This is a genomic window from Pseudomonas sp. JUb42, from assembly GCF_024807945.1.
GTDB lineage: Bacteria > Pseudomonadota > Gammaproteobacteria > Pseudomonadales > Pseudomonadaceae > Aquipseudomonas.
On sequence record NZ_JANUFD010000004.1, the window covers coordinates 228,054 to 253,072 of the forward strand.

The window sequence follows — 25,019 nt, forward strand, 5'->3', positions numbered from 1 at the left end:
AAACAATTCAAATGCAGCATTAATTTCCGCAACCAATGCACCTAATCCCGTTTTCCATAAAAAGAAAAGCCCCGCTCGCGAAATAATCGCGAACAGGGCCGGATTGCCGCTTAGTGGCTGTTCAGCGCTTGGCGGTGCCCGCTCCCTCGGGCTTATAACCCATACGCAAACCGCCCCAGTGCCGCCCCTTGATCATGATAGGCACCGACAGGTCATGCATCAGCTCTCCCGTATCACGGGTGTAGGTCTGCAACAGCACGGGCTTCTGATGGCTGCCGCAGCGAATGCCGGTGCGGTCGTCAAATTTGCGCTTGCTGCGGCTGCGCACCATATCCACTGCCGGATCCCCCGTCGGCGCTTCGGCAAAAGCATTGTTATGGGTGGGTACATAGCCTTGAGGCGTACAGGCGATGGCAAAGACCAGCCCCTCATGGCGTGGCAGCAAGGGCTCCTGAATCGCCGGGAGGACCTGATCGGTATAACGATCAAAGCGGGTCTGATACTTGGCTGGCACCGTCTTGGCGATTGGCTGGTAGCTGCGGTCGAACAGGTCTTCCAGGCTTACCCGGCCCTGATCGATATCCTGTTCGAACCTGGCAGTAATCTGCGCCGCCCCTTCCCGGGCCAGGTCGTAGATACGCTGGTGATAATCGTCCAGGCCCACCTCGGCCAGGCGCTCGCTGATGGTTTCCGCCTGTCCTTCCATCTGCACGGCGGTCTTGGCCAGATGACGAGTCTGCTCGTCGCTGATCGCCAGGTCGCTGCGCATCTGCTGCACGGCGACGAAGAGACTGGCGAGCTGCTCCTGATTGGTCTGCGCGCCCAGGGCGATCTCGCTGACCTCACTCTCTACGCCAGCCGCCAGGCGGGCGATATTTTCCAGCTGCGCGCCGGTGTGTTCGACCTGCTCAAGACCGCTGTCCAGATCGCTGGACAACTGACGAATCTGCTCCACGACCTGCCCCGTGCGCAGTTGGATATCGGCGACCATCTGCCCGACCTCCTCGGTCGCACTGGCGGTTCGCGCCGCCAGTCCACGGACCTCATCGGCGACCACCGCAAACCCGCGCCCATGCTCACCGGCACGGGCGGCTTCAATGGCCGCGTTCAAGGCCAACAGATTGGTCTGACTGGCGATGGACTGGATCACCAGGGTCACGCGCTGGATCTCCTCACTGCGCTGGCTCAGCGCCTCGATCAGCTCGCGACTGCCCACCGCACGCTTGCTCAACATGCGCATGCGCTCAATGGACTCGGCCAGCACGCCGCTACCGGCAGCGCTGCTGTGCCTTGCCTCCGTGGCCGCAGACAGCGCCTGCTGACTGAGCAGCGAGGTCTGATGCTCGGTAGCGATCATGGCATCGGCGCTGCTGACGATCTTCTCTGCCGCATCAAGCTGGGACTGCACCTTGCCAGCCAACTGCCGCACGGAAAACGCCACTCCGGCGGCGGATAGCGCGTTATGACTCGTGGTGTAGGACAAATCCCGGGTCAGACGAGCAATACCGCCGTCATCCGCCTGTGTGTCGACAGCGGCCGGACGCGCCGCGAAGACCCGGGGCAGCCAGACCGCCACGAGCACGATCGGCACTGCCAAATAGAGAGACAGCCCCCATAGAACCACGGCCGCCAGCACCAGGCACAGCACTACAGTCTGCACGACGGGCATCAGCCAACCCAAGGCGCGGGCACTGCCAGCCCCATCGCCGGACTCGCCCGGCACCGGCAGCGACCCCAGCAACGATCCGTTTGCCATATGCCTCACTCCCTCTGTTTTATCGTTATTTGTACGGATTAAACGTCAGATACCGGCAAGGCGCCATGAGTCGTTAGTTGTAACCGAAGAAGATAGAGAGGATAGGCAACATTCAGCAGCGCAGAATTCGCAAATTGGCGACCGCAGGCTTATTGCAGACACAAGAACGCCGGGGGCCATCCATTGATGGCCCCCGGCGTCGGACAGACAAGCAGTGGATCAGCGGCGGCTATCAGGCCTGGCGCTGGTGCTTGTCGATCTGCTCGTGACGCTCTTGCGCCTCGATGCAATATTTGGTGGTCGGGCTGATCAGCAGACGCTTGAGCCCGATAGGCTCGCCGCTGTCGTCGCACCAGCCGAAACTGTCATCGGCGATACGCGCCAAGGCCATTTCCAGCTGTGGGAGCATGCGCTGATCACGATCGATGACATTGACCAGCCAGTGGCGCTCTTCTTCAACGGAAGCAGCGTCAGCCGGGTCTGCAGGTGTATCCAGGCTTTCGATGGCAATGCGGCTCTGCTCGATGCGCTCGTGGATTTCGACCTTCATGCCCTGCAGCAGCTCGACGAAGAAAGCGTGCTGTTCGGCATTCATGTAGTCATCGGCCGGCATGGCCAGCAACTTTTCCTTTGTCATTGATTTCTCTATAAAAAAAACGTGCATTAAGGCGATTTAGGGAGCGGCTCGTCGTTGCCGTAAAAGCGCCACAGTCTCCAAGCGCCACCTGGCACTCAATTTACGAGGGGCGGCAGTCTAAGGCCGGCTTGTGTCATCGGCAACCTAATTGACGCGATTGATCGTAAAAGCCTTGTAGCGCGGGGCTTTGAGGGCATCCATGGCGTTCGGTTCCAGCCAGATGGCAAAAACACAAAAAGGGCCGAAATCGGCCCTTTAAGATGTGTATCCGCTCAGAAGCCTGGTCAGGCTCCTGATGACGACCTCGAATATAAGCGGCCCCGCCTATAAAGGTAAAGCCGCCTGCCTTAACCACAGCCGAAATCGGTCGAGCGCACGCTATGGCCACGCCCGCAAAACGCACCCTATCAGTGCAAAAACAAAAGATGATTTTACCTTGCAAAAAAAGCTTTCCGAAAAGCGACATTTGCAGACAATCAACGCGCCATATAATTTAAAAATTGCACCGTAACAGTTCTTTTTTTGATTTTTTGCACCACAAGCAAGCAAAAAACAACCTTCAAATGCAGCGTCACTCTGGGACGAAGCGGGTCGGAGCAAGTCGATACAAGAGCGAGAATGCGTTCCGACGAACGGTCATATGCCTTGTCTATACCAGCACAGACACCGTTTCGAAGATCACGCAAAAAGATGCTGATTCAGCCATTAAAAACAGCATTTTCTCGTGTTTATGATTTCGTTTTCAGTGGAAATAGTTGCAGCCGCGATACCCGACCCAACACCGCTTCTTAGCCCCGATTTCATTGGGCCAAATGCCGGCAAGCACTGTCGCCACCTCGCACCCGTTTTTCACCGGCAAGCTCTGGATTTGATCGGCGAAACCTTCCAAGTCATCAGACAACCCACCATCACATATCACTGCTCAGCACTTGTCTCTGAGCGCCGGTTTTTGTCCTGTCAGCGAAGACGAAATGTAACTAACTGAATGATCAGCTTTTTTTCGTGGCGCGCTCTTTGCCTTGGTGATGGCCCCTTGATGTCTGGCTTGGAGCTTTGAGCATGACCCTGCGTAGTGATTCGATGCAGCTCTCCCCCGCTGAGAAGCGTTGGCTGCCCTGGTTTGGCAACACCGGCAAACTGGCCATGGGCCGCTCGTGCCTGCTGAACAAGTCCATCTATCCGGTGATCGAGCGCACGTTCGAGTCCATCGCCGAAACCCGGGTGAAGCTGCTGCAACACTGGACACAGGAGTACTGGGATCACCTGGCTGAGTTGGCCGCAGGCATTGCCCGGGACATCGAGCGAATCGACCTGCGCCAGCTTCAGGACAAGCTGCAACAAGCGTCAGATTTCTCCGAACTGTTTGTCGTCGATCCTCATGGGCAGCTTCTGGCCACTACGGCGACCGGGCAAAGTGACGCAAGGGATTCGAACCCTCGTGCACTGGCTGAAGGCCTGAAAAAACCGTTTCTACATGGACCTTACGTAGATCCGCTGACCCTGAAAATCGGCCCCTCCTCATCGCGCTTTCACGATGAAGTAACCCTGATGTTCTACCAGCCGCTGCATGCCCAGGGCCGGGTCGTGGGCTGTCTGTGCGGGCGCGTCCCCAATGATGTGCTGGGTGACCTGATCCAGCGCGAGGCAGGCCATATCTATCCTGAGTCCGGAGACAACTACCTGTTCATGGTCAAGTCGGTGTTCGATCCCAGCGTGCAGCCGGGCATTGCCCTGTCGCGCTCGCGTTTCGAGGACGACGCCTTCACCCACGGCGACAACCTGCGCAGCGGCGTCAAGACCGAATGGGGCACCGTGCGTATCAACCGTCATACCGAGCTGGAACTGCGCTTTACCGACCCGGCCACCCAGCAGCTGCACCCCGGCGTACGGGAAACCATCCGCAACGGCTCGAACCTGTTCACCACCTACCCCGGTTACGCCGACTACCGCCATATCCCGGTGATTGGCAAGGGCGTGACCTTCCAGTTGCCCGGCTCTCCTGACCGCTGGGGCATGATGTGCGAGGCCGACCTTGAAGAGGTATACCGCCGCCGCTCCCTGAGCTACGGCCTGATGAAGCCTTACCTGGCGACCATCGGCAGCTTCTTCGCGATTGACTATGTGCTGCAGCACTTCAGTGGCTGGAACCAGTGGCAGATCGACGCGGCCAAGGTGGTCGGGCTGAGTGTCACGGCTCTGGCCTTCTCGTCACTGGGGCCAAAGCGTCTGGCGGCACGCATGAGCGGCATGACGGATGTGATCCGCACCATTGCCGAGGGCGAAGGCAACCTGCGCCAGCGCCTGGACACCGGCACCATGGTCAACGACGAAACCGGCGACATGGGCCGTTGGATCAACAGCTTCATCGACAACCTCGACGCCGTGGTCGGTCAGGTAATCCACGCCTCCCAGAGCATGCGCAAGACCAACGAACGCATGCTCGGCAGTAGCCAGGAAGCCGGGCTGACCTCCGGTGAAGTCACCGAAGCGGTCAATCGCATGATGCTTATCGTCGAAGGCCAGCTGGAAGAAATCCGCCAGGCCTCACTGACTGCCGAACAGATGAAGCGCGCCATGGACGATGTGGTACTGCGTGCCCGCGAGCAGTTCGAGGCGGCGCGGGTCGGCACTCAGTCGATTCGTGACGTGGTCGAGCGCTCGGCTTCCAGCGTGCAGTCCCTGGACTCGAAGATGGCGCAGATCAGCAATATCATTGGCCTGATCACCAACATCACCAACCAGACCAACCTGCTGGCCCTCAATGCCGCCATCGAAGCGGCCCGAGCCGGTGAACATGGTCGCGGCTTTGCCGTGGTCGCCGACGAAGTCCGCTCACTGGCCGTGCGCACCGCCAGCGCCGCAGAGGAAATTCGCCAGATGGTCGAGGGCCTGCAAAGCGAGACCCAGCAGGCCGTGGCCTTCATGGAAAGCGGCGTGCAGGATGTCGACAACCACCTGCGCTCCAGCGTTGACGGCGCCTCGGACAACGCCGAACTGCATCATGAAGTGCAGAGCATGATCGGCATCATTCAGCAACTGAGCGAGCGCAGCCTGGACTACGGCAAGACCATACGCCGCGTCGACGGTGCCTGCGGGGAAATGCGCGAAAACGTCGTGGTCCTGCAAAGCAGCGCCGAGACCGTACGCATGAACGCCAACAAACTGCAGAAACTGGTAGGGCAGTTTGAAGTCAGTGGCGGGACGCAAAAGGCGGCGCGGGTGTCCTGACAGGCTTAAAAAATCTGAATTGAGATGAGATTTGTAGGAGCTGCCGAAGGCTGCGAATGGGACTGCCTGACACACCGCCTTCGCAGCCTCCGGCAGCTCCTACACTGAGCGCATTCCAATTCAGGCAGGTAATTTACAAAACCACCACCCGCCCTTCCAGTGCACTCAGGCGCGCCGCGTCCAACACCTGCGCATTCGCCAGGACTTCCCCGGCCGTTACCGGATTGCCGCTCTGCCCGACCAACGCCCGCTGGAATGCTATATAGAAGGACAACCACTCACCCCGCTGCGAAGGAACCCGTTCGCGCCGCTCGCCCTGCTCCAGCCATCCCCAGCAATCTTCGGCCTCGACGCCCCAGCCTTCGCCCGCGGATTTTGGCGTCAGACCGGCCAATACGGCAGCTTCCTGACCGTCCAGCCCATGGACGCTGTAACAGCCCTCGCTACCGCTAAGGCGAAAGCGCGGCCTCGGTGTGCTCTGCAGGCAACTGCCCGACAGATGCGAGACAACGCCATTGCGGTGAGTCAAGGCTATAAAGAAGCCGTGATCGACGCTTTGTTGCGGGCTGGCGTATTGCAACTCGGCGTACACCCTGGCGACAGGACCGAACAATTGCAGGGCCTGATCCACCAGATGGCTGCCCAGATCAAGCAGCACACCGCCTCCGGCCAGCTTGCCCACGGAGCGCGGCGAATAACGCTCTATGCTCGACTCGAAGCGACTGATAACGCCCAGGACGCCGTCGGCCAACAGTTTGCGCAGGGTAAGAAAATCCGAGTCCCAACGGCGGTTCTGATAGACGCTGAGCAACACCGCACGTCGTTCAGCCGCCTCCAGCAGCTCCTGCGCCTGAGCGGCGTCGGCACTGAATGGCTTATCACTCACAACAGCCAGGCCAAGCTCGATGGCCTGGAGAATCAAAGCCCGCCGCGTCGCCAGTGGAGTGGAAATAGCCACCGCCTCGACACCGGCTGCGGCAAGTTCGGCGAGGCTGTCAAAGGCCGCTACCCCCGGGTGATCCGCCAACAGTTCCCGGCGGCGCTCGGCGGAGCGTGTCACTACGCCGACAAACGTCGCATCCGGCAGGCTGGCGATCAAAGGAGCATGAAAGAACCGTCCGCCCTTACCGTACCCGACTAATCCAATGCGCATGGCTTACTCCCTGTCTTTGCTTGAATCGGGCTGGAAGAATACATAGATACAGCCCTTTAAGAATTATGGCTAAAGGCCATGACAAATCTTATACAAAACCTATACATAATCACTACAAACCCTGTTGACCCAACCCCGTCGATCGCCGACTATATTGACGCCAAGTTTCCGCCACAGAAGGCGGGAAATCGGGCATTTCCTGAATAATACCGAGAATGATTCTTCCCAACCCACTCAAAGGAATGGACCGTTGTTACAACTAAAATACTATTTACAATTAGTTGTACAAAACTCTAGCCTGCACCCTATGATGGCAACATGGCATAAGGAGAAGCCTGAGGCCGACCGTTGATCGGCCATTGAGCTGGACACCCCCTTATTCCCATTATTTGCCGGGCAGCCATCATGTTATTCACATCTTCCAAGAAAGAACTGGCCGTACTTCAGCAGACCATCGATCAACAAGCAGGCTTGCTGCACGCAATCAATCGCTCGATGGCGACCATTGAGTTCGATCTCAACGGAGTCGTACTCAGTGCCAACGATAACTTCCTGGCCGCCATGCGCTACCGCCGTGAAGATGTGATTGGCCGCGAACACCGCATGTTCTGCTCTGCTGAAGAAGCCCAAAGCGCGGCTTATAAGCAGTTCTGGTCGCGCCTGCGTGCGGGTGACTTTGTCTCCGAGACCTTTCGTCGGGTCGCTTCAGACGGCCACACCGTCTGGCTCGAAGCAACCTACAACCCGGTCAAGGATGAATCCGGCAAGGTGCTCAAGGTGGTCAAGTACGCCCTGGATGTCACCGAGCGTATCGAAGCCGAGCAGTACGCCAGGAGCAAACTGGAAGCCATTGACCGCGCCATGGCCGTGATTGAGTTCGATCTGGAAGGACGCATTTTGTCCGCCAACAAGAATCTGTTGCAGTTAGTCGGTTATAGCGCAGCAGAGTTGATCGGCAAGAATCACCGCCAGCTCTGCCCGCCGGAAGTTTCCAACAGTTCTGAATACGCAGACTTTTGGCGCCGTCTGAATAAGGGCGAGTTCTTTAGTGGGCAGTTCAAGCGCACCGGTCGTAACGGGCAGACACTCTGGCTCGAGGCGACTTATAACCCGGTGTATGACGCCAACGGCAAGTTAAGCAAAATCATCAAGTTTGCTTCCGATATCACCTCGCGGGTCGAAAAACACGAGCAGGACAGCCACAGCGCGGCACAGGCCTACCATATTTCCGTGGAGACCCAGAAAGTCACCGAGCAAGGCACCGAAGTGATTCAGCAGGCCGCCAGCGAGATGCGCCAGATCTCTTCCAACATCGAAGACTCATCGCGCATCATCGCCCAACTGGGTTCGCGCTCCGAGCAGATCACCGCCATCGTCAATACCATTCGCAGCATCGCTGAACAGACCAACCTGCTGGCCCTCAACGCTGCTATCGAGGCTGCCCGCGCCGGTGATCAGGGCCGCGGCTTTGCCGTGGTCGCAGACGAGGTACGCCAACTGGCCGGACGCACCAGTCGCTCGACAGCCGAGATCTCGGAAATGATCGGCAAGATCCAGAGCGAGACACAACAGGCCATCGACAGCATGGACAACACCCGCAGCAGTGCAACTAAAGGTGTCGATCTGGCAGACCAGGCCGGTTCCGTGATTGTGCAGATCAGCCAGGGCACCAATAATGCTGTAGATGCAGTGCGCATCTTTGCCCAGAAATGACCGGTCTGGCTGAAGCTCTCTGCACAGATGGGCTTCAGCTACGGCTCTGGTTGACCAGCGCCTGATATTTGCGCCCAAGCTCTGCGGCACAGGCATGTACATCGGTCAGATGCAGGCACTGGATGGAATAACCCAGCAGACTTTCCATGATCGCCATCTGCTCGCTCTCAAACGATACCCGACCATCGGCGTGCACTTCACGAATGCCATCCTGACGCTGGCCCTGCTGATTGACGCTGATCGCATCACTACGCGACACCCCATAAGGCAATGACAACAACACCTGGCCCATGCCGATGCGCACCGGATAACCGCCTGGCAAGCCGTGAGGTCCCGGCGCATGAGTCTCGGCCTCATTCAGCGAGAACAGGTTTTCTATCACGCTCACCGCAGAAGCCGCCGTCAGGAATTGATCGTCCAGACTGCGAAAATGCGTGCAGACGCCGTTGAAGATCAGCGCGTCGTCAAACGCCCCCGTGCAGTCCTTGCCACCGATTCGATAGGCAAGGCGGTAATGCGACTGCAGCGGCATGCCGACCCGGGTCAACTGATGGCTGAGAAAATGCTGCGCCGCCAGCTTGACCTGCACCTGCTGGCTGTCACACAACGCCAACCGGGCAATAGCCAGGCGCATGGCCGGTATCAGGTTGGCGACATTACCCACCCCGACATCCGGCGCCAGGCCTACCTTGTCCAGCACCACGTTGACCACATCGGGGTAGGCTGCATTGACGGTCAGCGCCTTGACCCGCGAACTTACCACCGCGCGCATCAGGTCATAGGCCGGGGCTAGGTGCATGGGCAGCCACGGCCCTAATTGCGCTTCGCCAAGAGCGGCATACAGAGGTGCAGGCAGATCGCGTAGCCAGCGCCATGAGTGCAGGGAGGCACAGTTCAAAATAATGTCAGGCCTGATGCGGGCGATTACTGCGGCATTCTCGTCGATCTGGCTGGCACCCAGTTCAAGAGCGACCGGATGTAACACACAACTAACTCCCATCTGCAGACAACCCTGGCGAATCAGATTACACGTGCGCACAGCGTGGTCCAGTTCACGACTGGCGACATAGAAGATGAATACATTGCGCGGGGCCAGTATTTGCAGAATCTGCCGACCCAACTTTCCACCGCCCACGATAAGAAGTTTCTTTTTGTCCACGAATCATTCCTTGATGCTGCGCTGGACAAGCATCCATTATAAGAATCATTATCATTATTCCCCCTGCGAAGTACTGGCCCTCGCGAGCGGACAGCGGACGGAAGGCGATACGCAGAATGAAACCAACAAATGGAGAGGATTCAGCAAACTCATGATGGCTGTTCCACTCGACTGAATGTAACGCCCGGACAACACGCTCTTATTGAGCGCAAAGCTTTATTTTAACAGTGACCTGCCGCCAACTAGGCGCACCAGTAACAATGCGACCCATTGCAATACATGTCAACCTTAAAGCTCGCAATAAAGATAACCAAACACAGACTCTTCCATACTAAAGAAATATCAAACAGCCATGATTATACAATGCTTATAGTTTGGGCTAATGCCTGTATAAAATTTGCCGATATATTGAATACTTCTGCCCCATGACAGACACAAATAAACGGCATGGGGATTGCTATGTGAGCTACGTGCCTGAAAAACTGGCACTTTTGGTTACCTGATCAGGAAATCCGATTTGTGAGCACATCTTCGGCGCACCGCTACAGTGCCAAAGCCCGCTGGTTCCATTGGAGCATGGCGGCGCTGGTCGTACTGGCCTATGGCCTGATCCTCAGCCGCGTCGAGTTTGGCAAATCATCCCCCGTGCGGGCCTTTGTCGTGCATAGCCACTTCTGGACCGGCCTGCTTGTGTTGGGCATGGCTTTCTTTCGTATAGCAGAGCGCCGTCGGCATACACCGCCGCCCATTACCCCGCCTCTGCAAACCGCCCTGCGTCGGGCCGCTACCCTGACCCACTACGCGCTGTATGCCTTTCTTTTTGTCCAACCGATCCTCGGCTTGTCGGCAGTGGTCATCGAAACCGGCGCGCTGCCAATCCCCTTGACCGACCTGCAAATCCCCTCGCCCTTCCCCACCTCGGATCGCCTGGCGGAAAAGTTCGAAGACCTGCACAAACTGCTTGCCAGCATTTTCTACTGGGTGATCGGCCTGCATGGGATCGCGGCGTTGTGGCATCACCTGGTGCGCAAGGACGACACCCTCAAACGCATGCTTTAGAACTCGCCATCAGGCCGTTGGAGCGAGGCACACATGTGCTCAGGAGCTCTCATTTTTGAAAAATATTTGGTTACATCTCCGCAACCCAACCTGTACCGCAGGTATCATCGCCAGCGCCAATGACTGCGACTCCCCCGCCCTCCAGGCTGTATCGGAAAGGACCTTCCATGCGCTCCCCCTTGCTGACTTCCCTGACCCTTGCCATCAGTGCAACCGTGTGTGCCCAGGCTCATGCCAGTAGCGATGACTCATGCTCGCCGAGCTTTTCCATGCTCAAGAAAAACTACGACGCGTGCAGCAACCTGGCCTTCCTCAGCCCCGGCAACGACAGCCAGGTCAACCTGCGCCTGCTGCTGGCCAGCGGCGGTTCCATGCAGGTCACGCCCAACCCGCTGACAGCGGATGATCTTGCCGAAGGCTATGGCGAGATGCCGTTTGCCCTGTCGCGCCTGTACCTGAGCCAGGCGCCGGCGGCGAACAGCGAAGGTGAGAGCACTGACGTCACCGTTGTTGACTCGGTCAGCAGCACGCTGGACAAGGCATTGGCCAAACTGCATATCCAGCGAGAAGAGGTTGCCAATGGTTCGGCCGACCTGATCCAGGGGGAAGGCAGCCGTTGTCAGAGCAACAACAATAACAGCGCACTGAGCTTTGTGAATCAGGTCGTCGAGAGCATTAACCTCTCGGACAGCGAGCGCCAGGCCTTGGCCGGCGCGCGGATGAAGATGCTGCAAGCCTGTGCCTGGGAGCCGGAACAATTGCAGGCCCTGTTGCCAACCGATATGAACTCGGCGTCGGCCAAGGAGCTGGTGCAGTACCTCAAGGCGGCCGGCGACTTCTATAGCGGCCGCTTCGACGACGCCAAGCAAGGCTTCACTGCAGTCAGCGACACGGCGCTGCCCTGGCTGCATGAAACAGCCGTCTATATGGTGGCGCGCACCGAGCTGAATCTCGCCCAGGAAAACGCCCTTACCGAATACGGCGACCTGGACCGCAGCAAGGTCGACAAGGCCGCACTCAAGCGCGCCGAAGATGGCTTCAAGGCGTATGTCGACAGCGATCCGTTCGGTTACTACTCCACCTCCGCCACCGGCCTGCTGCGCCGCGTTCACTGGCTGGGCGCCGACACCGACAAGCTCGCCGAGGACTACCAGAACGAATTCTTCGCCACCGGCGATAACGAGCGTGACGAGGACTACCTCGACAGCCTGGTACAGGAAGCCGACGCCAAACTGATCGCGGGCAATACCCAGCCAGTGAAATCCTATCTGGTGGCCGCGCTCAACGACCTGATGTGGATGCGCGAGCAATCGAAAAGCAAACTGACCCGCGAGCAACTGCTGGCACAAAAGGCCACCTTCGCCGAGCAGCCGGAGCTGTTCGGTTACTTGCAGGCCGCCCAGGCGTTCTATGTCGGCAATGATCCGGACGCAGCCCTCAAACTGCTGCCGACCCAGTTGCCGGAGAAGCTCAATTACCTGGCCTTCAGCCAGCAGACCCTGCGTGGTCTGGCCATGGAAGCCAAGCAGGACTTCAAGGGCGCCGCAGCACTGTGGCTGCAACTGATGCCGCTGAGCACCCAGCCGCTGCAACAGGATCAGCTGGAACTGGCCCTGGCCATGAACTACGAGCGGGATCAGCAGCTGTCCAGGGTGTTCGCCGAGGGCTCGCCAATCAAGGCCAGTCAGGTGCGTTACACCCTGTTGCGCCAGGTCGCCGATGCTGACCTGCTGCGTCAGCAAGTGACCAAAGGCGTCAGCGAAACCGAACGCAATACCGCGCTGTTCGTGCTGCTCTACAAGGACCTGATGCGCAGCCAATACGCCGCCTACGCCGAAGACGTCAAGCGCCTGCCCGCCAAGCCGTCGGAAGAGAAACTCGGTTACGCCCTGGGGGACAGCTACAGTAGCTCCAACCTGACCCTGTTTCTGTGGAACGGCGACAAGGCCGACTCCGGTTATGCCTGCCCGAGCCTGCCGGAAATCGCCGCGCGTCTGCAAAAGGACGCCAAGGACCCCAAAGGCTTGCTGTGTCAGGGCGAATTCATCCTGCGCAACGGTCTGGACGGTATGAGCCTGGACCAACGGCGTAACGCCGACCGCCTCGGTGGTACAGCGCCGGGCTATGCCGGGGAAGTGTTCTCGCGTCTGGAGGGCTACAAGCAGGTGCTCGGCAACACCAAGGCCGAGCACAAGGACCAGGCCTATGCGCTGTTCCGCGCCATCAACTGCTATGCGCCGTCGGGCAATAACAGCTGTGGCGGTAAGGAGGTCGAACCGTCCACGCGCAAAGCCTGGTTCAAACAGCTGAAAACCACTTACGCCGACACCAGCTGGGGCAAATCCCTGCAGTTCTACTGGTAAGGTCGGATGCGCCTGCTGGCCTGGCTGCTGTTGCTGCTGGCGACCTCGGCAACAGCCGCGGTGGATGCCCGGGACTATGACGCCTTCTGGCTGTGGGGTGGGGTCAACGGCCAGCCGGTGCTGGCCCAGGCCAAGACCCTGTACCTGCTGCAAGGGCAGATCAGCATCGCCAAACGCGACCCGCAACAGCGGGTCAACTTCATTGCCCAGGGCATGAGCGTCAAGGCCCTGCCCCAGCCGGACCTGTGGATCGTCTACCGCGCCCACACCCTGCACTGGCCGGAATCGGTCTATCGACAGTTATTCGGACAGGTTGAACGCTGGAAGCGGGCAGGCAATCACGTAGTCGGCATCCAGATCGACTTCGACGCGCGCACTCGCTATCTGAATGAATACGTCGAATTCCTGCGCGATCTGCGCCAGCGCCTGCCCGGCGAATACCGTCTGAGCATTACGGGCCTAATGGACTGGAGCAGCAACGCTGACCCAGCGGCCATCGGCCAGCTCAAAGGCATCGTCGACGAAGTGGTGGTACAGACCTACCAGGGCCGCCACAGCATCCCCGACTATGGCGCCTATCTGCCCCGCATCAACCGTCTGGGCCTGCCCTACAAAATCGGCCTGATCCAGGGTGGTGAATGGCAGGTGCCGGGATACTTGCAAGGCAGCGAGTGGTTCAGGGGGTATGTGGTGTTTTTGCAGAATCCGTGAGGTCCACGCATTACTGTAGGACCGGCTTCAGCCGGGAGGGCATCGCTCCTGAACATACAGATGTAACGAATGTACGAGCTCCTTCCACGCTAAAGCCGGTCCCACAAGGTCACAGGCATCAGATGTCCATATCCAGCAACGCCGCTCCCAGCGCCTTGCCATGGGCGTCCAGCGCCAGGGAACGGGTCACGCCGCCGCGCAGGATGCCGGGCAAGACAAAATTCAGCGCATGAACGTTCGGCAGCTCATACCGACGAATCGGTGCCGCTGCCGGATCGAGCAGTTCGGCGAAATAGGCGCTGACCCGCTCCACCGTCAGAAACTCAGCCAGGCGTGCATAGTCTTCGCCGCGGTAGGCGATCAGGGAAATGTTCGAGGTGTCGCCCTTGTCCCCGGTACGGGAGTGGGCCAGTTCACGCAGCTTCATGAGGCTGCCTCCATATGCACGGCCACGGTGACAGCAGTGCGCGGCAGGAACAGCGATGCCACGGCCACCACCTGACGCAGGTTTTTGCTTGCGCCACCGCCGCCGTAGGGACCGTTGGTGTAGAGGGTTTCGACTTCGTTGGCAACGCGCACCGCGCAGGCCTTGTCGGCACAACGGGCCGCCACGCGCAGGCGCACCTCCCACGGCTCGCCACTGGCCCGGGCGCCCAGCTCGCCGCCGTGCAGGCTGTCGACGCCGATCAACTCGGCGCGCAGATCGTCATAAACCACGCCCATCAGTTGCAGACGCTCAAGCACCACTTGCCGCGCCAACTGCGCTCGTGCGACTGCTCCCGGCCCACCGTAGGACATCTGCCCTTCACCGATCCAACCATCGAGGTAACCCACCGAGACCTTCAAGTTCTGCGGTCGCTCACGACCATCAGCGCCGCTGACCGCGACCCGATTGGTCGCCACCGCATCGAACGACACTGCGCTGAAATCCGCGCAGACATCCGGGGTCAGGTACGCCGCCGGGTCATGCACTTCATAGAGCATCTGCTCAGTGCAGGTGGCGGTATCGATACGCCCGCCGCTACCTGCCACCTTGCAGATAGTTGCCTCGCCCCGCTCGTTGACCTCGGCCAGGGGAAAGCCCAGACGCGCCAGATCGGGCACGTCCTTGAAACCGGGGTCAGCAAAGTAACCGCCGCTGATCTGCCCGGCACATTCGAGCAAATGGCCGATCAAGGTGCCGCGCCCCAAAAGCGCCCAGTTATCACTGGCCCAACCGAATTCAAACAGCTGCGGTGCGAGAAACAGCGATGGATCGGCCACACGGCCGGTGATCACCACGTCGGCATCGGCGCGCAATGCCTGGACAATACCTTCGGCGCCCAGATAGGCATTGGCGGAGATCAGCCGTTCACCCAGCGAGGCCAGGGTCGCACCGTTATCCAGTAACTGTTGCGGCTCACGCTTGAGGGTATCGAGCACGTCGTCGCCGGTGATGGCTGCTACTTTGAGGCCATGCAGACCCAGTTCACTGGCAATGCGCCGCACTTCCCGCGCCGCCGCCAGGGGGTTGGCCGCGCCCATGTTGGTGATCAGGCGCAGGCGCCGACCGCGGCCAGCGCCGACAAAGGGCAGCACCCGGCGCATGCGCTCGCTGAGCAGCGGGTCGTAACCGGCTTCAGGGTCGCTCAGGCGCGCCTGCTGGGCCAGGGCGATGGTGCGTTCGGCCAGGCATTCGAAGACCAGGTAATCCAGCTCGCCAAGCTCGGCCAGTTCAACCGCCGGCTCGATGCGGTCGCCTGAATATCCGGCGCCGGAACCGATACGTAGGGTTTTCATTCAGAACACTCCCAGGAGCAATGCCGTCAGGGTCATCAGGACCGACGCGGCAAACAGGAAAGGGATGGTGAAACGTTGGTGATCGGCCAACTCGACCTTGCACAGGCCCACCAACAGGAAGGTCGCGGGGGTCAGCGGGCTGACCGGGAAACCGGTGGTGTGCACGCCCAACAGCGAGGCCTGGGCCACTTGCAGCGGTTCGACGCCCAGAGCCTTGCCGACTTCGGCAATCACCGGCATGACACCGAAATAGAAAGAGTCAGGATCGAACAGCAGGCTCAACGGCATCGACAGGAAACCCACCAGCGCCGGAATCAAATGACCATGCCCGGCCGGAATCTGCGCCACCGCCACTTCGGCCATGGCCTTGAGCATGCCGGTGCCTTGCATGATGCCGGTGAACACCCCGGCGGCCAGCAGGATACTGGCCATGGTCAGGGCAGTTTTCGCATGAGCATCGATGCGGGCACGCTGGGCGTCGACATTGGGGTAGTTGATGCACAGGGCGACGACGGTGCCGAGCATGAACATCACCACCGGGTCGACCCAACCGGCAATCATCACCGCCATCACCAGTACCGTGAGGATCAGGTTGAGGACGAACAGGCGCGGGCGACGCAGCACTTCTTCGTCGGCGCTGAGAACACGTTGCGGCACCACATCCACCGCCGCATCGGCACCCAGGCCCAGACGCCGCTCTTCACGACGGCCCAGCCACCAGGCACAGGCAAAGACGAACAGCAGGCCGACGATCTGCACCGGGATCAGCGGCTGGAACAGCTCCGCCACCGGCACATGCAAGGCGGCCGAGGAGCGCAGCACCGGGCCGGTCCAGGGCAGGAAGTTGACCCCCGCCGCCATGGCCGCGACGCAGGCGAGAATGCGCTTGTCCATGCCCAGCCTTATATACAGCGGCAGCATGGCTGGCACCGTGACCAAAAAGGTCACCGCGCCGGAGCCATCCAGATGCACCAGCAGGGCCAGCAATGCAGTGCCCATGACAATCCGTGTCGGCCTTGTGCCGACGGTGCGCAGGATGCGGTCGATGATGGGGTCGAGCATGCCCGCGTCGGTCATCACCCCGAAGAACAGGATGGCGAACACAAACATGCCGACCACCGGGGCGACGTTCTTGATACCGGTAATGATGAAGGCACTGGTCTGCAGGCCGAAGCCGCCGAGCAACGCGGCAATGATCGGCAAGGCGATCAGGGCAACCAGGGGAGACAGGCGTTTGCTCATGACAGCGGCGAGCAAACAGAGAATCGTGATGACGCCAAGGGTAGCGAGCATGGGTGGGTTCCGATTTTCATTGTTGTTTTCAGCGAGTATTGAAAGCGGGGTATGCTTTGTAAATTGAAATGTTCACCGCCTCATATTCTAAAAATACGAATCATCGATGCGCACTCACCCGCAGGAGCGGCTTTAGCCGCGAGGCCGCTCTCCCGGCTAAAGCCGGTCCTACTGTCTCCGCACTCCAGGTGGCCATGAAAAACTCCATCCAGCACATCCGTGCTTTCCTCGCCGTCGCTCACAGCGCCAGTTTTACCAAGGCAGCGATCCAGTTGAACCTGTCGCCCTCGGCCCTGACCGTGCAGATCCAGCAACTGGAAGACTGGCTCGGCGTCGTCCTGCTCGAACGCAGCCCGCGCCAGGTCAGCCTGACGGCGGCCGGGCAGAACATGCTGGGGCCCATGGAAAAGCTCTTGCTGGACCTGGACAACATCGTCAGCGGCTCGCGGGATCTGGCCGCCCTGCGCCGCGGTGTGGTCACCCTGGCGGCGTTGCCATCCATGTGTTCCAGCGTGCTGCCACCGGTTTTGCGCGTTTTCCGCGAACAGTTTCCCGGTGTCGAGGTGCGCCTGCGTGACGTCGTAGCGCAGCGTATTGATGCGTTGGTGCGCGAAGGCGAAGTGGATTTCGGCCTGGGCGTACGGGCACGCATGGGCCATGGCCTGGACTTTGAGGTGGTATGGGTCGACCGCTTATGCCTGTTCGTCCCCGCCGATCACCCGTTGGCGCACAAACGCTCGGTGAAACTGGCAGCCCTGGCCGGTCAGCCGATCATCCTGACCGGCCGCGACAGCAGTGTGCGCGAACGCGTGGAGCAGCTGTTTGCCAGTGAGGAACTGCCCCTGGTGCCGGGCCTGGAAGCCAACTACATGTCCACGGTACTGGCTCTGGTGCGTCAGGGGCTGGGGATGACACTGCTGCCAGAATCCGCCGACGAAGGTCGCGGCGAGCTGGTACGAGTGCCGGTTGACCATCCCGACGTGGCAAGGGAGATCGGCCTGATTACCCGCGTGGGGCACGGCCTGAGCCCGGCGGCGCAGCGGTTTGTCGAATTGATGAGAAATGCCAACACCTGACTGTGGGACCGGCTTTAGCCGGGAAGGCGTCTTTGAACACTATATAGAGATGCGGCGAATACAGCGGCCTCTTCCCGGCTAAAGCCGGTCCCACCGAAGTTGATGCGGAGCCGTTTGCGAGCTGATTCAGGTCAACTGAACTGCAGCTGAACGCGAATGCGAAATGAAACCTTTGCAAAAAAACAACTATGCGCATTCAATAATGAGTATCATTATGTTACACGTTGTTTCGTTGACAGAAGCCCAAGGCACGCAACGAAGCGAGACACTTTAAAGCATTTACCTCGGATGAAACATGCTCGTTCCTTTTTTGATCATGCTGCGCGAAGGTATTGAAGCCGCGCTCATCGTTGGCATCATCGCCAGCTACCTGCGTCAGACCGGCCGTGGCGAGTGGATGCCCGCCGTGTGGATCGGTGTCTTCCTGGCCGGTGCCCTGGCCCTGTTCGTCGGTGGCGGCCTGGAAATGGTCAGCGCTGAATTCCCGCAGAAACAACAGGAACTGTTCGAAGGCCTGGTCGGGCTGCTTGCCGTGATCATCCTCAGTTCCATGGTGTTCTGGATGCGCAAAGTAGCGCGCTCGATCAAGCATGAGCTGCATGTCTCCCTCGATGCCGCCCTCGCCGGCTCGAAAAACCAGACCTACGCCCTGATCGGCATGGTGTTCTTTGCCGTAGCCCGGGAAGGTCTGGAAACTGTGTTCTTCCTGCTCGCCGTGTTCCAGCAGAGCGAAGGCGTCGGTGCACCTCTGGGCGCCCTGCTCGGCCTGTTGCTGGCCATTGGCGTCGGCATCGCCATCTATAAGGGCAGCATGCGCCTGAACCTGAGCCGCTTCTTCCGCTGGACCGGGCTGTTCATTCTCGTGGTCGCGGCCGGGATCCTCGCAAACTCCGTGCAGGCACTGCATGAAGCCGGCCTGTGGAATCACTTCCAGACCGTGGTCTTCGATATCAGCGCCACCCTGCCGATGGATGGCCCGACCGGCTCGGTTCTGGCCGGCATGTTCGGTTATCAGGACGCGCCGACCATCAGCACCCTGACGGTCTACCTGGTCTATCTGATCGGGGCCCTGGTGCTGTTTTTCCTGCCGCACGCCCCGGTGGTGAGTCTGCCCACCAAGCCTGCGCATCTCCCGTCTTCTTCCGTTACGAATAAATAAGGGCCTCCATGACCAACAGTCCCTCAGGGCTTGCGCCGCAAGCCACGCCTCCCCGCGCCTTGCGTTGGGTGCTGGCTGGCTCCGTAATCCTCATGATCGCTGGCGGCGCGATGTTCTACACCGCCTCCCAGACCGCCATGAAAAAACGCGCCGCCACTGCCGGTGCCGAAACACTGGTCACCATTCACGCCCACAGTTGCGAGCCTAACGCCCTGACGGTCGCAGCCGGCAAGAATGCTTTCCGCATCGTCAACCGTTCGGAACGTGCCGTTGAGTGGGAAATTCTCGATGGCGTGCTGGTCATCGAAGAGCGCGAGAACATCGCCCCCGGCCTGAGCCAAGTGATCAACGCCAACCTGATGCCCGGCGACTACACCATCACCTGCGGCCTGCTGAGCAACCCGCGCGGCACCCTGCACGTCACGCCGACTGCCGAGTCCGATGCCCTGGCCAAGGCCCGCCCATCAATGGTGGCCTTTATCGGCCCGCTGTCGGAATACCGCGTCTACCTGAGCATGCAGGGTTCGCAGTTGCTCAAGGCGATCGACGCCCTGCAACAAGCCGTGGATGCCGGTGACCTGAGCCTCGCCCAGGCCGCCTACGCCCCGGCCCGAGCCGCCTACCAGCGGATCGCCCCGGCGGCACAGCGTCTGTCCGAACTGGACAACGCCATCAACGCCCGCGCCGACTACTACGAAAAACGCGAGCAGGATCCGGGCTTCAATGGCTTCCACCGCGTCGAATACGCGCTGTTCCAACAGCACTCCCTCGACGGCCTGGCCCCTGTGGTGCAGCGCCTGCGCACGGACAGCGACAGCCTCAAGCAACAGCTGCTGGCCCAGAGCATCGCCCCTGAGCAACTGGCCGGTATCGTTGCCCGCAACATGCGCAGCCTGGCCGAGATCCGCAGCAATGGCGAAGAAGAACGCTACAGCCACACCGACCTGAACGGCTTTGCCGCCAACCTGGAAGGCACACGCAAGGTCATCGACCTGCTGCGCCCTCTGCTGGCCAAGTCCGCCGGTGAACTGCTCGGCAAGATCGACAGCGCCATGACAGCACTGGACAGCAGCATTCATAACCTGAAAACCGACAGTGGCTATCGCCCGTACGATCAGGTCGATGCCGCGCAACGCAAACAACTTGCAGATAACGCCAAGGCTCTGGCGGATGTACTCGATGGAATCGACCCTGCGCTCGGCTTGTCCGGTCTGTGACAGTAGCCGGTCATTAACAAGAGGGGCCACCCAGGCCCCCGATGCCTTGTCGGCCTCTCTGATCGAGAGCCCTTTAAGCTGACTATCGAGTGAAAATTGCCGTGAAGAAAGACGCAGATCAAAGCAACGCCCCTGTTTCCGTGGATCGCCGCCGGGTCCTGATGGGCCTTGGCGCCGCCGGTGCCGCACTGGCAGGCAGCAGTCTGGCGGGCAATGCCCTGGCCGCGACCGCCCCTGCCCAGGTCACCGAAGCACCGCCGAGCGACAAGACCCAGGAACATAACGATTTCCGCGGCCAGCACCAGACCGGCATCGTCACGCCGCGTCCGGCAGCCGGCATGCTGGTGTCGTTCGACGTGCTGGCTCAGGACCGCGACGACCTGGAGCGCCTGTTCCGCACCCTCAACGAGCGCATTGCCTTCCTGATGACCGGCGGCGCCGTGCCCCAGGTTGATCCGAAGCTGCCACCGCTGGACTCGGGCATCCTTGGCCCGGTGGTCACGCCGGACAACCTGACCATCACCGTTTCGGTGGGCGAATCGCTGTTCGACGAGCGTTTCGGCCTGGCTGCGGTCAAGCCCAAGCGCCTGATCCGCATGGTCGGTTTCCCTAACGACGCGCTGGAAAAGGACTGCTGCCACGGCGACCTGAGCCTGCAGTTCTGCTCCAACACCCCGGACAGCAACATTCACGCCCTGCGTGATGTGATCAAGAACCTGCCTGACCTGCTGCTGGTGCGCTGGAAACAGGAAGGCAGCGTTCCGGCCCAGGCGCCGAAAAAGGCCAGCGAACCGGCCGAAAGCGCACGCAACTTCCTCGGTTTCCGCGATGGCTCGGCCAACCCGGACTCCAACAACCAGAAGACCATGAACGAAGTGGTCTGGGTCCAGCCGGGCAGCGATGAACCGGCCTGGGCGGTACACGGCAGTTATCAGGCAGTGCGCATCATCCGCAACCTGGTCGAGCGCTGGGATCGTACGCCGCTGCAGGAACAGGAAGGCATCATCGGCCGGGTCAAGACCACCGGCGCGCCAATGGACGGCCACAAGGAAACCGACATCCCCGATTACGTGGCCGATGCCGCGGGCAAGAAAACGCCCATGGATGCCCATATCCGCCTGGCCAACCCGCGCACCCGTGAGAGTCAGGCCAACCTGATCCTGCGTCGTCCGTTCAACTACTCCAATGGCGTGATGAAGAACGGCCAGCTTGACATGGGCCTGTTGTTCATCTGCTACCAGCATGATCTGGAGAAAGGCTTTATCACCGTGCAGACCCGCCTTAACGGCGAGCCGCTGGAGGAATACCTCAAGCCTGTGGGCGGCGGTTATTTCTTCACCCTTCCGGGCGTGGTCAATGACCAGGACTTCATCGGTCGCTCGCTGCTCGCGGCGTCGGCTCCCCCTTCAACAAAAACCGCTTGAACCCACAACCCTTAACCGGAAACCATCCATGAAAAAGACGCCTCTCGCTTTGCTGCTTACCCTGGGCTTGCTCCAGACCCCATTGGCCGCCTTCGCCGCAACCGCGCCGCTGGATCTGGTTGGTCCGGTTTCGGACTACAAAATCTATGTGACTGAGGAAGTCGGCAAACTGGTCGATGAAACCCAGAAGTTCACCGATGCAGTGAAGAAAGGTGACATCGCCACCGCCAAGAAACTGTACGCGCCAACCCGCGTTCACTACGAAGCCATCGAGCCGATCGCCGAGCTGTTCAGTGACCTGGACGCCTCCATCGACTCCCGCGTCGATGACCACGAGCAAGGCGTAAGCGCTGAAGACTTCACCGGCTTCCATCGTCTGGAATACGCCCTGTTCTCGCAGAACAGCACCAAGGACCAGGCTGCCCTGGCCGACAAGCTGATGACTGACGTCAAGGACCTGCAGACCCGCATCGCCGGCCTGACCTTCCCGCCTGAGAAAGTCGTCGGTGGTGCAGCTGCACTGCTGGAAGAAGTTGCCGCGACCAAGATCTCCGGTGAAGAAGACCGCTACAGCCACACTGACCTGTATGACTTCCAGGGCAACGTAGACGGCGCGAAGAAAATCGTTGACCTGTTCCGTCCGCAGATCGAGAAATCCGACAAGGCTTTCGCTGCCAAGGTCGACAAGAACTTCGCCACCGTGGACAAGATCCTGGCCAAGTACAAAACCAAGGACGGCGGTTTCGAGACTTATGACAAAGTCAAAGAAAACGACCGTAAAGCCCTGGTCGGCCCAGTCAACACCCTGGCTGAAGACCTGTCCACCCTGCGTGGCAAACTGGGTCTGAACTAAGACTCGGTGCCGGACAGCCGCAAGGGTTGTCCGGTGTGATACCTATGTGGGAGCGGATTCATCCGCGAAAGCGATCTTACTGGCGACGCTCATGCATCGAATGTACTACCGCCTTCGCGAATGAATTCGCTCCCACAATGGTTTCACTGATAGGACTCGTTACGCTTTCTCACCCATCAAATCCCGCTAAACCAGTTATACCCCTGATCTTCCCAATACCCGCCCAGGTTCTCGTTGCTGACGATAATCTCGACGATATGCTTGGGATTCTTGAAGCCCAGTTTGGTCGGCACCCGCACCCGCAGTGGATAACCGTAGTCCGGTGGCAAGGCGACTTCACCGAAGTCCAGTGCCAGCAGGGTCTGGGGATGCAACGCCGTGGGCATGTCCAGGGTCGAGTAATAGCGATCCGCACACTTGAAGCCGACATAACGCGCTGTGGTATCGGCGCCGATGGCTTCGAGGAAGGTCTTGAGCGGCACCCCACCCCACTGGCCAATGGCGCTCCAGCCTTCGATGCAGATCAGCCGGGTGATATCCGTGCGTTGCGGCAGCTTGCGCAGGCCGTCCAGGGTCCAGGATTGTTTGTCCCGCACTAGGCCCGAGACCGCCAGTTTGTAGTCGGAGATGTCCAGGTCCGGAACGTTGTACTCGGGGTAGAACGCGTTGAAGGGGAACGGATTGGTCAACTGCGCCTTGCTGTAGACCGGCGCCAGTTTCTGCCCGCTGAACAGCCAGGCCTGGACCCGGTCATTCCAGCGCGACATGGCCCACAACGCCTTGTCGACCTGATCGCCGTCCTGCAGATTGCAGCCGGTGAGCATGGCCATGGCGCCAACGGTCAAACCGCCACGCAGGAAAGCCCGGCGCTGGATATTGGCCAGTTGCGTCTGCTGTGCCGGTTCCAGGCGAACGGCCGTGGTAATGCGCTTGCGCGGTTTATTCATGGCCTTGCTCCGCAGAATGACGCCCGCCCGTGATCATCGGCAGCAGGGTCTTGGGCACCAACAGCACCAGTGCCAGATGCACGACGACAAAGGCGCCGATGGCGGCCATGGCAACGAAATGCACCTTGCGCGCGGTGTCGAAGCCGCCCATCAAGGCCGCCAGTTCCTGAAACTGCACCGGCTTCCAGATCGCCAGGCCCGAGAGCACGATCAGCACACCCATGGCCAGTACCAGCCAGTACATCAGCCGCTGCACGGCGTTATAGCGCCCATGCTCATGGACCAGGCGCAAGCGCAGTGCGGCGATCAGGTCGCGCTTCACCGCAATCGGCGAGACGGGTAACAGGTCACGCTTGAAATGGCGGCTGAACAGGCCATACAGCACATAGATCAGCCCATTGATCACCAACAGCCACATCACGGCGAAGTGCCAGGCGATAGCGCCGCCGAGCCAGCCACCGAGAGTGAGGGATTTGGGAAAGGTAAAGGCGAACAGGGGCGATGCATTGAAGATCTCCCAGCCGCTCATGAACATACAGGTCATGCCGATGGCGTTGAGCCAATGGGTCAGGCGCACCGGCCAGGGATGAATGCGACGAGGTTTCATCGGGATCTCCTTATAGGCGCACCGAGCCTGCCCGCGAAGGGATGCAGGCAGGCTCGGTGCAGGCATCGCTCAGCTTACATCGGCGGAGTGAAACCATCCTTGCCAACGGCTACGCCACGGGCGCTCTTGCCGTCATCGGCCGGGAACAGCACGATCTTGGCACCGGCCTTGAGTTCGCTGCGCTCACCCGGTTGCACGTAGGCAATCGGCACGTCTTCTGGAACCACCAGCTGTTTCTCGCCGCCTTTGTACTGCACGGTCAGGGTCCGGCCATTGGCCTTGGACAGCTTGCCCACGGTGCCATTGGTCATGGTGCCGGTGGTGCCATCAGCATTTTCCCAACCGTAGTGACCTTCGCCGCTGCCCTTGAGGCTGGCTTCGAATACGGTCACTTCCAGGGCTTTGAGGCTGCCGTCGGACTGCGGGATCGCGGCAGAACCGACAAAACTGTCGGCCTTGATCGAATCCAGATCAGTCTTGGAGATCAGGCGGATACCGGTCTTGTCGGTCAGCATGATGCTCTGGTGCTGACCGGCGCGAGTGGTGTAGTTCAGGGTATCGGCCTGAACGCTGTCGATGGTGCCGCGCAGCGGCTTGACCACCGGCATATCGGCTGCCTGTGCGGCAATCGCAGCGCCGAGCATGAGCAAGCCGAACGTGGTGTGCAATGCAGTCTTCATCAAAGATTCCTTGGCAGGGTTGAATGTGTACCGATCATTGCGCGGCTACCGGCACTCAGGCATGACCGGGGCGTGACATTTTTGTCATTTAACCGGGCGGCCACGCAGATCGTTTAAGTCGTTCAAAGGGATTGACAACATTTCTGACTATTGGTTACGTCGGGCTGTCAGTTGATAAACACCACTGGCAAAGGCCTGGAACAAA

20 protein-coding genes are annotated in these 25,019 nt (G+C 59.9%); 10 read left to right on the plus strand and 10 right to left on the minus strand.

The genetic code is table 11. The features are described 5' to 3' along the window. Nucleotides 1–121: 121 nt before the first annotated feature. Nucleotides 122–1,756, minus strand: a complete 1,635-nt coding sequence (locus tag M2401_RS10000; RefSeq protein WP_259102220.1) for a methyl-accepting chemotaxis protein — start codon at nt 1,754–1,756, stop codon at nt 122–124. Between the two features lie 232 nt (nt 1,757–1,988). Continuing rightward, nucleotides 1,989–2,393 (minus strand): TraR/DksA C4-type zinc finger protein, encoded by a 405-nt coding sequence (locus tag M2401_RS10005; protein WP_259102222.1) that lies wholly within the window; start codon nt 2,391–2,393, stop codon nt 1,989–1,991. Nucleotides 2,394–4,967: 2,574 nt separating this feature from the next. Here M2401_RS10005 and M2401_RS34460 point away from each other — a divergent pair. After that, a complete protein-coding gene (locus M2401_RS34460; RefSeq protein WP_409033909.1) occupies nt 4,968–5,621 on the plus strand; it encodes a methyl-accepting chemotaxis protein in 654 nt (217 codons plus the stop codon). A gap of 133 nt (nt 5,622–5,754) precedes the next feature. Here the strand turns inward: M2401_RS34460 and M2401_RS10015 are convergent, their stop codons facing one another. Beyond that, nucleotides 5,755–6,774, minus strand: a complete 1,020-nt coding sequence (locus M2401_RS10015) for a Gfo/Idh/MocA family oxidoreductase (RefSeq protein WP_259102227.1) — start codon at nt 6,772–6,774, stop codon at nt 5,755–5,757. A 405-nt stretch (nt 6,775–7,179) separates the two neighbouring features. Between M2401_RS10015 and M2401_RS10020 the strand changes: the two genes are divergently transcribed. Continuing rightward, the gene (locus M2401_RS10020; protein ID WP_259102230.1) at nt 7,180–8,487 is read left to right on the plus strand and encodes a PAS domain-containing methyl-accepting chemotaxis protein; all 1,308 of its coding nucleotides are present in this window, start codon (nt 7,180–7,182) and stop codon (nt 8,485–8,487) included. A gap of 34 nt (nt 8,488–8,521) precedes the next feature. On the opposite strand, the gene M2401_RS10025 is transcribed toward M2401_RS10020, so the two are convergent. Then, the gene (locus M2401_RS10025; RefSeq protein ID WP_259102232.1) at nt 8,522–9,646 is read right to left on the minus strand and encodes a hypothetical protein; all 1,125 of its coding nucleotides are present in this window, start codon (nt 9,644–9,646) and stop codon (nt 8,522–8,524) included. Nucleotides 9,647–10,165: 519 nt separating this feature from the next. Here M2401_RS10025 and M2401_RS10030 point away from each other — a divergent pair. The 3 genes from M2401_RS10030 to M2401_RS10040 all read left to right on the plus strand — a co-directional run bounded on the left by M2401_RS10030 (nt 10,166) and on the right by M2401_RS10040 (nt 13,779). After that, nucleotides 10,166–10,705 (plus strand): cytochrome b, encoded by a 540-nt coding sequence (locus M2401_RS10030; RefSeq protein ID WP_259102235.1) that lies wholly within the window; start codon nt 10,166–10,168, stop codon nt 10,703–10,705. Between the two features lie 167 nt (nt 10,706–10,872). Beyond that, nucleotides 10,873–13,068: an outer membrane assembly lipoprotein YfiO gene (locus tag M2401_RS10035; protein WP_259102237.1), complete on the plus strand. Its 2,196-nt coding sequence runs from the start codon at nt 10,873–10,875 to the stop codon at nt 13,066–13,068. 6 nt (nt 13,069–13,074) lie between these two features. After that, nucleotides 13,075–13,779, plus strand: coding sequence for a DUF3142 domain-containing protein (locus M2401_RS10040; RefSeq protein ID WP_259102240.1), 705 nt, complete (start codon nt 13,075–13,077; stop codon nt 13,777–13,779). Nucleotides 13,780–13,897: 118 nt separating this feature from the next. Here M2401_RS10040 and M2401_RS10045 read toward each other — a convergent pair whose 3' ends face one another. Genes M2401_RS10045 through M2401_RS10055 form a run of 3 tightly spaced genes read right to left on the minus strand, consistent with a single transcriptional unit; the run spans nt 13,898 to nt 16,851 of the window. Next, nucleotides 13,898–14,206, minus strand: a complete 309-nt coding sequence (locus M2401_RS10045) for a hypothetical protein (protein WP_259102242.1) — start codon at nt 14,204–14,206, stop codon at nt 13,898–13,900. After that, nucleotides 14,203–15,558 (minus strand): acyclic terpene utilization AtuA family protein, encoded by a 1,356-nt coding sequence (locus M2401_RS10050; protein ID WP_259102245.1) that lies wholly within the window; start codon nt 15,556–15,558, stop codon nt 14,203–14,205. Before M2401_RS10050 ends, M2401_RS10045 begins: the two co-directional genes overlap by 4 nt. Continuing rightward, on the minus strand, nt 15,559–16,851 hold the full coding sequence (locus tag M2401_RS10055) for a CitMHS family transporter (protein WP_259102246.1): 1,293 nt from the start codon (nt 16,849–16,851) through the stop codon (nt 15,559–15,561). It lies immediately after the preceding gene. A 194-nt stretch (nt 16,852–17,045) separates the two neighbouring features. Between M2401_RS10055 and M2401_RS10060 the strand changes: the two genes are divergently transcribed. The 5 genes from M2401_RS10060 (at nt 17,046) to efeO (M2401_RS10080) (ending at nt 22,580) form a co-directional block, all read left to right on the plus strand. Then, on the plus strand, nt 17,046–17,927 hold the full coding sequence (locus tag M2401_RS10060; protein ID WP_259102249.1) for a LysR family transcriptional regulator: 882 nt from the start codon (nt 17,046–17,048) through the stop codon (nt 17,925–17,927). Between the two features lie 295 nt (nt 17,928–18,222). Beyond that, nucleotides 18,223–19,086, plus strand: a complete 864-nt coding sequence (gene efeU, locus M2401_RS10065) for an iron uptake transporter permease EfeU (protein WP_259102251.1) — start codon at nt 18,223–18,225, stop codon at nt 19,084–19,086. An 8-nt stretch (nt 19,087–19,094) separates the two neighbouring features. Continuing rightward, nucleotides 19,095–20,303 carry an iron uptake system protein EfeO gene (gene efeO / locus M2401_RS10070; RefSeq protein ID WP_259102254.1) on the plus strand — a complete coding sequence of 403 codons (1,209 nt, stop codon included), beginning with the start codon at nt 19,095–19,097 and terminating at the stop codon, nt 20,301–20,303. 101 nt (nt 20,304–20,404) lie between these two features. Beyond that, the gene (gene efeB / locus M2401_RS10075; protein WP_259102256.1) at nt 20,405–21,727 is read left to right on the plus strand and encodes an iron uptake transporter deferrochelatase/peroxidase subunit; all 1,323 of its coding nucleotides are present in this window, start codon (nt 20,405–20,407) and stop codon (nt 21,725–21,727) included. A 28-nt stretch (nt 21,728–21,755) separates the two neighbouring features. Next, a complete protein-coding gene (gene efeO / locus M2401_RS10080; RefSeq protein ID WP_259102259.1) occupies nt 21,756–22,580 on the plus strand; it encodes an iron uptake system protein EfeO in 825 nt (274 codons plus the stop codon). A gap of 176 nt (nt 22,581–22,756) precedes the next feature. On the opposite strand, the gene M2401_RS10085 is transcribed toward efeO (M2401_RS10080), so the two are convergent. The 3 genes from M2401_RS10085 to M2401_RS10095 form a co-directional block, all read right to left on the minus strand. Next, a complete protein-coding gene (locus M2401_RS10085) occupies nt 22,757–23,527 on the minus strand; it encodes a molybdopterin-dependent oxidoreductase (protein WP_259102261.1) in 771 nt (256 codons plus the stop codon). Then, nucleotides 23,520–24,134, minus strand: a complete 615-nt coding sequence (locus M2401_RS10090) for a cytochrome b/b6 domain-containing protein (protein ID WP_259102264.1) — start codon at nt 24,132–24,134, stop codon at nt 23,520–23,522. Before M2401_RS10090 ends, M2401_RS10085 begins: the two co-directional genes overlap by 8 nt. A gap of 74 nt (nt 24,135–24,208) precedes the next feature. Then, nucleotides 24,209–24,814 (minus strand): hypothetical protein, encoded by a 606-nt coding sequence (locus tag M2401_RS10095; RefSeq protein ID WP_259102266.1) that lies wholly within the window; start codon nt 24,812–24,814, stop codon nt 24,209–24,211. Nucleotides 24,815–25,019: the final 205 nt, after the last annotated feature.

Bases quoted from the DNA above. Each gene is read 5' to 3' on its own strand.
- efeO (WP_259102259.1), top strand. From the start codon at position 21,756: ATGAAAAAGACGCCTCTCGCTTTGCTGCTTACCCTGGGCTTGCTCCAG.
- M2401_RS34460 (WP_409033909.1), top strand. From the start codon at position 4,968: ATGGACGATGTGGTACTGCGTGCCCGCGAGCAGTTCGAGGCGGCGCGG.
- M2401_RS10060 (WP_259102249.1), top strand. From the start codon at position 17,046: ATGAAAAACTCCATCCAGCACATCCGTGCTTTCCTCGCCGTCGCTCAC.
- M2401_RS10000 (WP_259102220.1), bottom strand. From the start codon at position 1,756: ATGGCAAACGGATCGTTGCTGGGGTCGCTGCCGGTGCCGGGCGAGTCC.
- M2401_RS10090 (WP_259102264.1), bottom strand. From the start codon at position 24,134: ATGAAACCTCGTCGCATTCATCCCTGGCCGGTGCGCCTGACCCATTGG.
- M2401_RS10045 (WP_259102242.1), bottom strand. From the start codon at position 14,206: ATGAAGCTGCGTGAACTGGCCCACTCCCGTACCGGGGACAAGGGCGAC.
- M2401_RS10040 (WP_259102240.1), top strand. From the start codon at position 13,075: ATGCGCCTGCTGGCCTGGCTGCTGTTGCTGCTGGCGACCTCGGCAACA.
- M2401_RS10020 (WP_259102230.1), top strand. From the start codon at position 7,180: ATGTTATTCACATCTTCCAAGAAAGAACTGGCCGTACTTCAGCAGACC.
- M2401_RS10005 (WP_259102222.1), bottom strand. From the start codon at position 2,393: ATGACAAAGGAAAAGTTGCTGGCCATGCCGGCCGATGACTACATGAAT.
- M2401_RS10035 (WP_259102237.1), top strand. From the start codon at position 10,873: ATGCGCTCCCCCTTGCTGACTTCCCTGACCCTTGCCATCAGTGCAACC.
- M2401_RS10095 (WP_259102266.1), bottom strand. From the start codon at position 24,814: ATGAAGACTGCATTGCACACCACGTTCGGCTTGCTCATGCTCGGCGCT.
- M2401_RS10055 (WP_259102246.1), bottom strand. From the start codon at position 16,851: ATGCTCGCTACCCTTGGCGTCATCACGATTCTCTGTTTGCTCGCCGCT.
- M2401_RS10015 (WP_259102227.1), bottom strand. From the start codon at position 6,774: ATGCGCATTGGATTAGTCGGGTACGGTAAGGGCGGACGGTTCTTTCAT.
- efeO (WP_259102254.1), top strand. From the start codon at position 19,095: ATGACCAACAGTCCCTCAGGGCTTGCGCCGCAAGCCACGCCTCCCCGC.
- efeU (WP_259102251.1), top strand. From the start codon at position 18,223: ATGCTCGTTCCTTTTTTGATCATGCTGCGCGAAGGTATTGAAGCCGCG.
- M2401_RS10050 (WP_259102245.1), bottom strand. From the start codon at position 15,558: ATGAAAACCCTACGTATCGGTTCCGGCGCCGGATATTCAGGCGACCGC.
- M2401_RS10085 (WP_259102261.1), bottom strand. From the start codon at position 23,527: ATGAATAAACCGCGCAAGCGCATTACCACGGCCGTTCGCCTGGAACCG.